9 protein-coding genes are annotated in these 11,917 nt (G+C 71.7%); 3 read left to right on the forward strand and 6 right to left on the reverse strand.

The window, feature by feature from the left end:
• Window positions 1–52 precede the first annotated feature (52 nt).
• Window positions 53–637, reverse strand: coding sequence for a DUF5998 family protein (locus tag IOE58_RS10445; RefSeq protein ID WP_193866323.1), 585 nt, complete (start codon window positions 635–637; stop codon window positions 53–55).
• Complete coding sequence (locus IOE58_RS10450) at window positions 615–3,395, reverse strand: bifunctional acetate--CoA ligase family protein/GNAT family N-acetyltransferase (RefSeq protein WP_348981948.1); 2,781 nt, start codon at window positions 3,393–3,395, stop codon at window positions 615–617. The genes IOE58_RS10445 and IOE58_RS10450 overlap by 23 nt, the downstream gene beginning before the upstream one ends.
• Window positions 3,396–3,443: 48 nt before the next feature.
• Here IOE58_RS10450 and IOE58_RS10455 point away from each other — a divergent pair, with 48 nt between their 5' ends.
• Window positions 3,444–5,900 carry a DNA gyrase/topoisomerase IV subunit A gene (locus IOE58_RS10455; RefSeq protein ID WP_193866324.1) on the forward strand — a complete coding sequence of 819 codons (2,457 nt, stop codon included), beginning with the start codon at window positions 3,444–3,446 and terminating at the stop codon, window positions 5,898–5,900.
• 7 nt (window positions 5,901–5,907) lie between these two features.
• Window positions 5,908–6,786 (forward strand): D-hexose-6-phosphate mutarotase, encoded by an 879-nt coding sequence (locus IOE58_RS10460; RefSeq protein WP_193866325.1) that lies wholly within the window; start codon window positions 5,908–5,910, stop codon window positions 6,784–6,786.
• On the opposite strand, the gene IOE58_RS10465 is transcribed toward IOE58_RS10460, so the two are convergent.
• From IOE58_RS10465 to IOE58_RS10475, 3 genes are read right to left on the reverse strand one after another with little or no spacing between them, the layout of a single operon-like run.
• The gene (locus tag IOE58_RS10465) at window positions 6,768–7,856 is read right to left on the reverse strand and encodes a metallophosphoesterase (RefSeq protein WP_193866326.1); all 1,089 of its coding nucleotides are present in this window, start codon (window positions 7,854–7,856) and stop codon (window positions 6,768–6,770) included. The two genes, IOE58_RS10460 and IOE58_RS10465, sit on opposite strands and share 19 nt — an antisense overlap.
• Complete coding sequence (gene hisF, locus IOE58_RS10470; RefSeq protein ID WP_193866327.1) at window positions 7,853–8,638, reverse strand: imidazole glycerol phosphate synthase subunit HisF; 786 nt, start codon at window positions 8,636–8,638, stop codon at window positions 7,853–7,855. Before hisF ends, IOE58_RS10465 begins: the two co-directional genes overlap by 4 nt.
• Window positions 8,635–10,764 carry a DNA gyrase/topoisomerase IV subunit B gene (locus IOE58_RS10475; RefSeq protein ID WP_193866328.1) on the reverse strand — a complete coding sequence of 710 codons (2,130 nt, stop codon included), beginning with the start codon at window positions 10,762–10,764 and terminating at the stop codon, window positions 8,635–8,637. The genes hisF and IOE58_RS10475 overlap by 4 nt, the downstream gene beginning before the upstream one ends.
• A gap of 128 nt (window positions 10,765–10,892) precedes the next feature.
• Between IOE58_RS10475 and IOE58_RS10480 the strand changes: the two genes are divergently transcribed.
• Window positions 10,893–11,111 carry a DUF7455 domain-containing protein gene (locus tag IOE58_RS10480; protein WP_193866329.1) on the forward strand — a complete coding sequence of 73 codons (219 nt, stop codon included), beginning with the start codon at window positions 10,893–10,895 and terminating at the stop codon, window positions 11,109–11,111.
• Between the two features lie 120 nt (window positions 11,112–11,231).
• On the opposite strand, the gene IOE58_RS10485 is transcribed toward IOE58_RS10480, so the two are convergent.
• Window positions 11,232–11,810, reverse strand: a complete 579-nt coding sequence (locus IOE58_RS10485) for a GNAT family N-acetyltransferase (RefSeq protein WP_193866330.1) — start codon at window positions 11,808–11,810, stop codon at window positions 11,232–11,234.
• Between the last annotated feature and the right edge of the window lie 107 nt (window positions 11,811–11,917).

Genomic DNA, 11,917 nt, shown 5'->3' on the forward strand with positions numbered 1-11,917 from the left:
GGTGCGAGACCCGTGTCCTGTGGGTCCTGACCGGTGGCAGCGCTCAGCGCTCTCAGCCCCGGGCGTCGTCGAGCGCGTCGATCGCGTCGACCAGCAGGCCGTGGAAGCGCAGCGCATCGGCGACGGCGCGCGGGCCGTCGGCCAAGGCGCTCACGCGCAGGGCGAGATCGGCGGGCGCGAGGGTCCCGGTGTAGCCGTGGTCGACCTCGCAGGAGGGGTCATCGCACACCGCCCGCTCCAGGTCCATGCGGCGGGTGCCGTTCCAGGTGATCCCGATGGTCACCTCGGCCTCCTGCTGCGGGACGCGCTGCCCATCGGTGTCGAACACCTGGGAAAGGCCCGTGCCACTCACCCGCTGCAGGCGCACGCGCTCGGTGGTGGCCACTACCTGGCTGGGGTTCAGGGCATCGGCAGGATCGTCATCGAGGTGGGTGACCAGCAGGTGGGTGGCGGTCAGCACCAGGACGGTGAGGTGACGGCGCACCTCGGGGCCGTCGAAGGTGGTCTCGGGCCGCACCAGGTAGCCCAGCGGCCGTGCCCCCCGCAGGGAGGCCTCCATGCTCGCTGCCGCCGTCTGGGGGAAGTACCCCGCCGTCTCGAGATCGGCGAGGAGCTCAGCGGGAAGTGCTGTCGTCATCCATCCAGTCTCCCACGGTGCCGAGCACGCGGCGTGCGCCGTCGGTGCGGTTGGGCGCCCGTGCGAGATCGACCCGCGCCCCCACCACGGCGGCGCCGCTGTGGGCCACCACCACGGGGTACAGCTCCAGCTGCGCCACCTCGGGCAGGTCCTCGGCCAGCAGCCCCACCCGCACCACGATGTCGGCCAGGGCGGCGCGATCGGCCGGCGGCAGCCCGCGGACCCCGCGCAGCTTGACCGCCGTCGCCGGGGCGTCCACCAGGGCGGAGGCGGCCTGCTCCGAGAGCGGCGGGATCGCGTAGGCGATGTCGTCCAGCAGGTCGGTGGCATCACCGGCCAGGGACAGGGAGACCACGGGCCCCAGGGAGGGATCCTCCGTGCTGCGCACCACCACCGGCACGCCGGCGGCCGCCATGGACTGGACCTCGAGCGGGGCGCTGGAGAAGGAGAGCTCGCGGCGCATCTCCTCGTGGGCGCGGCGCAGCTGTGCGTCATCGGCGAGACCCAGCCGCACCCCGCCCAGATCGGCCCGGTGGCGCAGCACGGGGTCCGTGCTCTTGAGGGCGACCGGGTACCCGAGCTCCTCCGCAGCGGACACCGCCTCCTGGGCATCCGCCACCCTGATCGACCGCAGCACGGGGATCCCGTAGGCGGCCAGCAGGGAGGAGACGTCCTCGGCATCGAGGGGCACGGGACCTGCTCCGCGCTGCGGCACCAGGCGCTCGACCAGGGCTCGGGCACCAGCCCGGTCCACGTCATCGCGCACGGCCGGATCAGCCTCGCCCACGGCCGGGCGGCGCAGCGCCGCCAGCATGCCGGTGGCGGCGCGCACGGCATGGGACGGGGTGGCATGGACCGGAGGCAGCGAGGCATCGGCACGGACGGCACGGCGCACCTTCTCGAAGCGGTCCTGACTGGTGATCAGGCACACCAGCAGCACCACCTCGCTGTGCCGGGCCACCAGCGACATCTGGCGGATCACCTCGACGGAGTCCCCGGTGAGCGGATCGAGGACGCCCGCGATCACCACGTCGACATGGCCGAGCGCGGCCATGGAGGTGAAGGCGCGCTGGACCAGCCGCTGATCGGCGGCCAGCGGCACACTGCGGTTGTCCGCGACCACGTGCATGCCGGACTCGTCGGCGGCTCCCCTGAGGGCCGCGCCGAGGGCCGGGGTGTTCGAGAGCAGGCCCACGCGGGTGCCGTGGGGAAGGCCCTGCCGCCCCAGGGCGTCCACCACGTCCATCAGGTGCTCGACGGAGCCCGTCTGCACCACGCCGGCGGCCTCCAGCACCTGGTCCAGGGCCCGACGCGGGAGGGTGGAGCGGCGCACGTCGTGCCCGGGAGGCAGCACGGAGCCCGGGGACGGTGGGCGCAGCACGATCAGAGGGGTGCGGCGGGTCAGGCGCCGGGCGATGCGGCTGAACTTGCGGGGATTGCCCATCGACTCCAGGGCCAGGCCGATCACATCGATGCGGTCGTCGTCCTCCCAGTGCTGGAGGCAGTCGTTGAGGGAGACGTCGGCCCGGTTGCCGACGCCCACGAACTCGTGCAGCCCCACGCCGCGCGCATCCACACCGGCCAGCAGCATCGCGGTCAGGGCGCTGGACTGCCCGGCCAGCGCCACCCGGCCCGCGGCAGGCAGCGCCGGGGACAGCGAGACGGACAGGGGATCCTTCCCGGTGCGCAGGAACCCGAAGGAGCCCGGGCCCAGCAGGCGCATGCCGTGCCTGCGCGCGCGGGCCACCAGCTCCCGCTGCAGGCGGCGCCCGTCGGTGGTGTCGCTGAACCCCTCGGTGGGGATCACCACTGAGCGCACCCCGATGGCGGCGCACTCCTCGATCGCATCGAGGCAGGCCTCGGGCCGCAGCGCGATCACCGCGAGGTCCACAGGGCCGGGCACATCGGCGATCCGGGCGTGGGCAGGGTGCCCGCGGATCTCGAAGGCATCCCTGGCGACCACGTGGATGCCACCGTCGAACCCGGAGGCCTCCAGGGCCGTCAGGAAGCGGCCACCGGGAGAGTCAGCGCGGGTGGAGACCCCCACCAGCAGGACCGATGAGGGGTGCAGGAGCCGTTCCATCGCCTGGGACTCGGCGCGGTGCTCGCGCTCGGCCATCACCGCCAGGGAACGGGCGGTGGGGTCGATGCGGAAGGAGACCTGCACCACGCCATCGTCGTAGGCACGGCTCACATCGAAACCGGCTTCGGAGAAGACGTGGAACATCTTGGTGTTCTGCGGCAGCACCTCGGCGGTGAAGGTGCCGATCCCGCGCTCGCGCGCGGCGGCGGCCAGGTGCTCGAGAAGCACCGAGCCCAGGCCGGTCCCCTGGCGGGAGTCGGAGACGTTGAACGCCACCTCGGCCTCGTCCGGCCCGATGCGGTCGTAGCGGCCCACGGCGATGATCTCCGTGCCCACCAGCACCACGAAGGCGACCCGATCGCGGTGGTCCACCACGGTGAAGCGCTCCAAGTCCTTCGTGGACAGTCGTGGCATCGGAGCGAAGAACCGCAGGTAGCGGGACTGCTCGGACTGCCGCTCGTGGAAGCGCTGGAGGGCCTCCGCGTCGCTGGGCAGGATCGGGCGCAGGTGGGCCGCGGATCCGTCCCGCAGGGCGATGTCGGCCTCCCAGTGCGCCGGGTAGGGCGCGCGGGCGGGCTCCTGCGAGGAGGGGCGGCGTCGTCGGGGCGGGGACCTTCGCGCCGGCTGCCATGTCCCGGATCCTATCGGGGCATGCCCCGGATTGACGCGATCCACACTCCGGCCTGCCGGGATCCGGGCCCTCCACCTGCCATGATGTCCCCCATGGCCCGATCCCGCAGCACGCAGCCCCCGGCCGGTGACGAGAAGGTCGCGGAGACGATCCTCGACATCGACGTCACCAGCGAGATGGAGACGTCCTTCCTGGAGTACGCCTACTCCGTCATCTACTCCCGTGCGCTGCCCGATGCCCGAGACGGTCTCAAGCCCGTGCAGCGTCGCATCCTCTACATGATGGCCGAGATGGGGCTGAGGCCCGACCGGGGCCACGTCAAGAGCCAGCGCGTGGTGGGCGAGGTGATGGGCAAGCTCCATCCCCATGGCGACACCGCGATCTACGATGCGCTGGTGCGCATGGCGCAGCCGTTCTCGATGCGCCTGCCGCTGATCGACGGCCACGGGAACTTCGGCTCCCTGGACAACGGGCCGGCAGCGCCCCGCTACACCGAGGCGCGCCTGGCCAAGGCAGCACTGCTGATGACGGACTCGCTGGACGAGGACGTCGTGGATCTGGTGCCGAACTACGACAACCAGCTCACCCAGCCCGAGGTGCTCCCCGCGCAGTACCCGAACCTCCTGGTCAACGGGGCGGCGGGCATCGCGGTGGGCATGGCCACGAACATGCCCCCCCACAACCTGGTGGAGACCATCGCTGCCGCGCGCCACCTGATCGACCACCCGGATGCCGAGCTCGAGGAGCTGATGCGCTTCGTCCCCGGACCGGACCTGCCCAGCGGAGGTCGGATCATCGGCCTGGAGGGCGTGCGGGATGCGTACCGCACCGGCCGCGGCTCCTTCCGGATGCGTGCCACCACGCGGATCGAGAACGTCACCAGCCGCCGCAAGGGCATCGTGGTCACGGAGCTGCCGTACCAGGTGGGCCCGGAGAAAGTGGCCGAGAAGCTGCGCGATGCGGTGCAGGCCAAGAAGGTCCAGGGCATCACCGACTACCAGGACCTCACCGATCGCCACCACGGCCTGCGCCTGGTGCTCACCGTGAAGTCCGGGTTCGACCCGGAGGCGGTGCTGCAGCAGCTGTACCGCCACACCCCGCTGGAGGAGTCCTTCGGCATCAACAACGTGGCGCTGGTGGAGGGCCAGCCACGCACCCTGGGCCTCAAGCAGCTGCTCGAGGTGTTCGTGGACCACCGGTTGAAGGTGGTGCGGCGCCGCACGGAGCATCGCCTGCGCAAGCGCCTGGACCGGCTGCACCTGGTGGAGGGCCTGCTGCTGGCGATCGTGGACATCGACGAGGTGATCCAGATCGTCCGCTCCAGCGATGACGCCGAGACCGCCCGCACCCGGCTGATGGGGGTGTTCGACCTGACCCAGGTGCAGGCCGAGTACATCCTCGAGCTGCGCCTGCGGCGCCTGACGAAGTTCTCCCAGATCGAGCTGGAGGGCGAGCGCGACGAGCTGCGCGCCGAGATCGAGAGGCTCCAGGAGATCCTGGGCTCCGACGAGGTGCTGCGGCGCCTGGTCTCCGACGAGCTGGCCGCGGTGGCCGCCGAGCACGGCACGCCTCGCCGCACGGTGCTGCTGGAAGCCGCGGAGCAGCCCGTGGCCACCGCCGGCGGCTCCCTCGAGGTGGCCGACGAGCCCTGCGGGGTGCTGCTGACGGGCACCGGTCTGATCGCGCGGGTGGCAGGCGAGGGACCGCTGCTGCGGGAGGGGCCGCGCGGCTCCCACGACGTGGTGGTCTCCGACGTCGCCACCACCACCCGTTCCGAGGTCGGTGTGGTCACGGACCTGGGGCGCGTGCTGCGGGTGAACGTGGTGGACCTGCCGTCCCTCGCGCCCACCGCCGGTGCGCCGTCGCTGGCCGGGGGCACCCGCCTGGTGGACCTGATCGACCTGGAGAAGGAGGAGAGGCCGCTGGCGCTGATCCGCCTCGCGGAGGGGGACGTGGCCCGCGGCGGCGCGATCGCGCTCGGCACCCGCCACGGCGTCGTCAAGAGGGTGCAGCTGGACTTCCCCCGCGCCGACGGCTTCGAGATCGTCGCGCTGAAGGACGGCGACCGGGTGGTGGGCGCCGTGGACCTGGAGGACGATGCGGACCTGGACCTGGTGTTCGTCACCTCCGACGCGCAGCTGCTGCATTTCCCCTCCTCCGGTGTGCGACCCCAGGGGCGGGCGGCCGGGGGCGTGGCCGGGATCAAGCTGGCCGCGGGAGCCCACGTGGTCTCCTTCGGCGTGGTCGACGTGACCGCTCCGGCGGACGTGGTGACCGTGGCCGGCTCCTCCGGGACCCTGCCGGTGCTGCAGACGGGCTCCCTCAAGGTCGCCGCCTTCACCGAGTACCCCGCCAAGGGCAGGGCCACAGGCGGTGTGCGCTGTCACCGTTTCCTGCGCGGCGAGGACGTGCTGATCGGCGCCTGGGTGGTGCCGCATCCCGCTCGGGCGAGCTCCGAGGCGGGGCAGCCGATCGAGCTGCCCGAGCCGACGGGCCGCCGCGACGGCTCCGGCACGCCGGTGGCCGTGCCGATCGCCGCGGTGGGATGATCACACCATGACTCCTGCGACCGAGCCCGCGCCTGTCCCCCTGCCGCCCGGCGTGAGCCAGGAGCGCGTGCACGGCACCGAGGCGCTGGTGGTGGACACCCCGGCCGCCCGCGCCGTGCTGCACCTGGACGGCGCGCACCTGACCAGCTGGGCCCCGGCCGGTGAACAGGACGTGCTGTGGCTCAGCGAGCTCTCGGAGTACGGGGACGGCGCCGCGATCCGAGGGGGCATCCCCCTGGTCGTCCCCTGGTTCGGACCCGGTCGCGACAGTGAGAGGCCGGTCAAGCACGGGTGGATCCGCAACCATCCCTGGGAGCTCACCGCCGCCTCCTTCGACGGGGACGACGTGGTGCTCGAGCTGGCGCTGAAGGGAGCCGATCCCGACGGCACCGGGATCCGGGCGGACGCCGTGTTCCGCATCGGCGCGGACCTGTCGGTGGATCTGACCCTCACCGCGGGCAGCGAGGAGATCGAGGCCGAGGCAGCCCTGCACACGTACCTCGCCGTGGGTGACGTGCGCGAGATCGAGATCCGGGGCCTGCAGGGCGGGGACTACTTCGACAACACACGGGACCTGGAGCAGTTCCGGCAGGAGGAGCCCGTGCTGAGGCTGAGCGGCGCGACCGACCGCGTGTACGGCGTCAACGCGGAGGTCGTGATCGAGGACGTGGCCGGGGCCCGCCGGATCGTCTCCTCCCCCCGCGGCACCGCGAAGACCGTGGTGTGGAACCCGTGGTCGCAGTCGGCGGCGGAGATGGCCGACATGCCCAACGACGCCTGGACCGACTTCGTGTGCGTGGAGCCGGCAGTGGCGAAGGACGCCGCGCAGGTGCTGCCGCCCGGCGGGGCGCTCACCCTGGGGGTCACCTACCGCGTGGAGCGCTGAGACCGGCACTGATCAGGCCCCGGACGAGGGAGGCGAGCTCCTGGAGAGTCCCCGGCTCCCGCACGGCTGTCAGGAACTGCCCGTGGGTGAGCGTCCCCGGCAGGCGGGCCCAGGCTGTCTCCGACCAGACCGCGCTCCAGATCCAGCACCACGAGCTCCCGCGGGTTGTTCACCCGCACCCCGGCGATCGAGTTGCCCAGCCCCCGGCTGATCACGATGGTGGTGCCCTCGCGGGTGTGGACCCCGTTGGTGAGCTCGGGCAGCCAGCCCTGGTGCGGGGCGAACAGCGCACCGATGACGGGCAGGCGCACCTGGCCGCCGTGGGCGTGGCCGGACAGCACCACGTCGGCCTCGGTGCGGGCGTAGTCCTCCAGCAGCTCCGGGCGGTGAGCCAGCAGGATGATGGGCAGCTCATCGGCCTCCGCTCCCAGGCCGTGCAGGGCGAGGGCCGCGTCGGACCGTGCGGAGGAGGCGGTGCGTCCGTCGGCGCGATCCACGCGCGGGTCGTCGATGCCCGCGATGATCAGCTCGGTGCCGCCCAGGGTGACCACCTCTGCCTCGTTGCGCAGCACGGTGATGCCGGCCTGCTCGAGCCCGGCCAGGAACTCCTCGCGCAGCGGGGAGTCCGCCTCGTGGTTGCCCAGCACGAAGTACGTGGGGGCGAGAGAGCTGAGCTCGGAGGCGAGGTCCAGCACCCCGGTGAGGTCGCGGGTGCGGACGTCGATCATGTCCCCGGTCAGGGCGATCAGGTCCGGCTGGGCCTCGCGGATGGCCGCGAGCAGACGATCGGTGAAGGTTCCGAAGTCGGCGGCGTGGAGGTCGGAGATCTGGGCGATCCGCACGGGGCCGGCCGGGCCGATGCCTGAACCCGCCGAGGAGGCCGCGGTGCCGAGGAGCGGGACCCGGTAGGTGGTCACGTCCAGCCGGCGGTTGTCCCACAGCAGCCAGGCGGCCAGCAGCGCGATCGCGAGCAGCAGCGCCAGGGCGGAGACGGCCAAGCGACGGGCGGCACGGGAGCGCCGGTCACCGCCGACGGTGCGATCGGTGCTGACCGACAGCGGGGCGCTCACCGGACGGTGATGCCCTCAGCGGCGAGGGCCTGCTTCACCTCGGCGATGCTCATCTGGCCGAAGTGGAACACGCTCGCGGCGAGCACCGCGTCGGCCCCGGCCCGCACCGCGGGTGCGAAGTGCTCGGGGGCCCCGGCGCCACCGGAGGCGATCAGCGGGAGGGTGGTGGCCTGGCGGGCCAGACCGATCAGCTCGAGGTCGAAGCCGTCCTTGGTGCCGTCAGCGTCCATGGAGTTCAGCAGGATCTCGCCTGCTCCGCGATCAGTGACCTCGCGGATCCACTCTACGGCGTCGATGCCGGTGCCGCGGCGGCCACCGTGGGTGGTGACCTCGAAGCCGGAGCCGGTGCGAGCGGTGCCCTGGGGGGTGTCGTCGGTGACGCGGCGCGCGTCGATCGACAGCACCAGCACCTGGTTGCCGAAGCGGCTGGCGATTTCGGTGATCACCTCGGGGCGGGCGATGGCGGCGGTGTTGACGCCGCACTTGTCCGCGCCCGCGCGCAGCAGCTGATCGACGTCCTCGGGGGTGCGCACCCCACCGCCCACGGTGAGCGGGATGAAGATCTGCTCGGCGGCGGCCCGGACCACGTCGATCATGGTGGCGCGGCCCCCGGAGGAGGCGGTCACGTCCAGGAAGGTGAGCTCGTCGGCGCCGTCGGCGCCGTAGCGGGCGGCGAGCTCCACGGGGTCACCGGCATCGCGCAGGTCCTGGAAGTTGACGCCCTTGACCACGCGCCCGGCGTCGACGTCCAGACACGGGATGACACGGACTGCCAGGCTCATGCGTCGATCCTCTCGCGGTCCAGCTCCTCAGCGCCCTCGATGATGAACTGCTTGCGCGGGGCGACCTCGGAGCCCATCAGCAGCTCGAACATGGCGCTGGCGGCCTCGGCGTCCTCGATGCGCACGCGGCGCAGGGTGCGGTGGGCGGGGTCCATGGTGGTGTCGGCCAGCTGGTCGGCATCCATCTCCCCCAGCCCCTTGTACCGCTGGATCGGCTCCTTGTAGCGCTTGTTGCGGCGCTCGAGGGACTTCACCAGCTTGAGCAGCTCCGCCTCGGAGTACGTGTACACGTACTCGTTCTTCTTCGCTCCCCCGTGGATGATCTCCACCCGGTGCAGCGGGGGCACCGCTGCGTAGACGCGACCCGCCTCGACCAGGGGCCGCATGTAGCGGTGGAACAGGGTCAGCAGCAGGGTGCGGATGTGGGCGCCGTCGACGTCTGCGTCGGTCATCATGATGATCTTGCCGTAGCGGGCGGCCTCGAGGTCGAAGGTGCGCCCGGAGCCGGCACCGATCACCTGGATGATCGCTGCGCACTCGGCGTTCTTGAGCATGTCCGTGATGGACGCCTTCTGGACGTTGAGGATCTTGCCGCGGATCGGCAGCAGCGCCTGGAACTCGGAGGAACGGGCGTTCTTGGCGGTGCCCAGGGCGCTGTCGCCCTCGACGATGAACAGTTCGGAGCGGTCCACGTCGGTGGTGCGGCAGTCGGCGAGCTTGGTGGGCATGGTGGAGGACTCCAGCGCGTTCTTGCGGCGCGAGACCTCCTTGTGCATGCGCGCGGCGATGCGGGCGCGCATCTCGGAGACCACCTTGTCGAGCACCAGGGCGGCCTGCTCCTTCTCGCCCTTCTTGCCGGAGGTGAGGAACGCGGTGAGCTGCTCCTCGACCACCCTGCTCACGATCGCGCGGATGGCAGGGGTGCCCAGCACCTCCTTGGTCTGGCCCTCGAACTGGGGCTCGTCGATGCGCACGCTGATCACGGCGGTCAGACCGGCGAGCGTGTCGTCCTTCTCGATCTTCTCGTGCTTGGCGTTGAACTTGAGGCGGCGGGCCTGGTTCTCCACCTGCTTGCGCAGGGTCTTGACCATGGCCTGCTCGAAGCCGGCCACATGGGTGCCGCCCTTGGGGGTGGCCACGATGTTGACGAAGGAGCGCAGGGTGGTCTCGTAGTCGGAGCCCCAGCGCAGGGCGATGTCCACCTCGCAGCTGCGGTCCACATCGGTGGAGACCATGTGCCCGTTCGCGTCGAGCACCGGGATGGTCTCGGTGTACTCGCCGGTGCCCTGGAGGCGGATCACGTCGGTGATCCTCTCGTCCTGCGCGAGGTACTCGACGAACTCGGAGATCCCGCCCTCGTAGTGGAAGCGGCGGGTGGCGGGCTGATCGGGCGAGGCCTCGGGCCGGTGGTCGGTGACCGACAGCTCCAGCCCGGGCACCAGGAAAGCCGTTTGCCGGGCGCGGCGGGTGAGGTCGTCCAGGGAGAAGTGGGAGCCCTTGACGAAGATCTGCGGATCGGCCCAGTACCGCACGCGGGTGCCGGAGACGCCGCGCTTGACCTTGCCGATCTTCCGCAGCTCCGCCGGGCCGTCGGCCGGGGTGAAGGGCGCATCGGGGCTGGGCTCGCCGTCATCGGCGAACACGCCCGCCCGGCCTCGCTGGAAGCTCATGGCATAGGTGGTGCCGGCGCGGTCCACCTCGACGTCGAGCCGGCCCGAGAGGGCGTTGACCACGCTGGCGCCGACGCCGTGCAGACCACCGGCGGCGGCGTAGGAACCGCCGCCGAACTTCCCGCCCGCGTGCAGCTTGGTGTAGACGACCTCGACGCCGGTCAGGCCGGTGCGGGGTTCGGTGTCCACGGGGACGCCGCGCCCGGTGTCGCGCACCTCCACCGAGGCATCGGGATGCAGGATCACGCTGATCGACTCGCCGTGCCCGCCCAGTGCCTCGTCGACCGCGTTGTCGAGGATCTCCCACAAGCAGTGCATGAGACCGCGGGAGTCCGTGGACCCGATGTACATCCCGGGGCGCTTGCGGACGGCCTCGAGCCCCTCGAGGACCTGCAGGTGGCGGGCGTCGTACTCGGTCTTCGCGCTGGGACGTGGGGTGCTGCTGGAACTGGACACCCTGTGGATCTTACGGGCCCGGCAGCCGCGCACCCGGTATTGCGGCGCCCCTCACAGCAGGTTGCGCCGCCAGCGAACCGAGGTGGACGCACCTCGGTTTCGCACCCGCCAGGTGCTACAAAAGAACCATGAACCTGACTCTCGAAGCCCCCCGGCTCACCGCGCACGATCGGTGCGACCGCTGTGGTGCCCAGGCCTACGTGAAGGTGGTCCTGCAGGCCGGCGGTGAGCTGATGTTCTGCGCCCATCATGCGCGCGCCCACTCCGATGCGCTGCGTCCCCTCGCCTCCGAGGTGATCGACGAGACCGAACGACTCCACATCAAGCCGCAGATCCCCGAGGACTGACCTCACGGGTCCGCGCCCCTGGACGTCGAGGACCCCGCACCGCCGATCGCGGTGCGGGGTCCTCTCGTACCCGGTGCCCTGCCTGCGCTCCGATCCCGAGCAGGTGCCCGGTCCGGCCGCTCAGATCTGGAGCAGGTGCTCTGCCCGGCCCTCGTACTCGATCCACTCGCCACCGGTGGACTCCCGAGGGTGGCGCGTGCCCGTCTCGGTGAAGCCGAGGCGCGCGTAGAGCCGACGCGCGGCATGCCCGGCATCATCGACCTCGAGCAGCAGATGCGGCCGTCCCAGCTCCAGGGCGAGCTCGGCGGCGGCGCGGAACAGAGCACGGGAGGCACCGCTGCCGCGCGCCTCCGGCCGCACCCACAGGGAGACCAGGATCGCCTGGTCCTCCCCGATCACGTGCTCGGGGGTGTAGCCCTGAGGCAGCACGGCGAGGCTGCCCATGACCTGGTCGCCGCACCGCGCCTGCAGGTGGATGCGGGGGCCGCGCAGCTCCTCGCGCCACTGCTCCGGGGTGCGGTCCTGCACCTCGGCGAGCTGCGCCCAGAAGGCGCGCGGCGAATCGGCGAGCATGTCCAGGCGCAGATCACGGTGGGACCGCCAGTCCTCCTCGCCGACCCGCACCACACGCACATCGCCAGCGGCGCCGGGCTCCCTGGCGGAGGTCCCGGCGCCGCTGGTGGTCTCCAGCGGTGTCACGCTCAGTCGAGGTAGTCGCGCAGTCTGGACGCTTGAACGCTGTGCATCCCGGCGTGTCGAACGGGGCAGGTCAGAGCGCTGTGGTGCGGAATATCCTTGACTGAAAG

The sequence above is a fragment of the Brachybacterium epidermidis genome, from assembly GCF_015209585.1.
In the GTDB taxonomy this organism is placed as follows: Bacteria; Actinomycetota; Actinomycetes; order Actinomycetales; family Dermabacteraceae; genus Brachybacterium; species Brachybacterium epidermidis.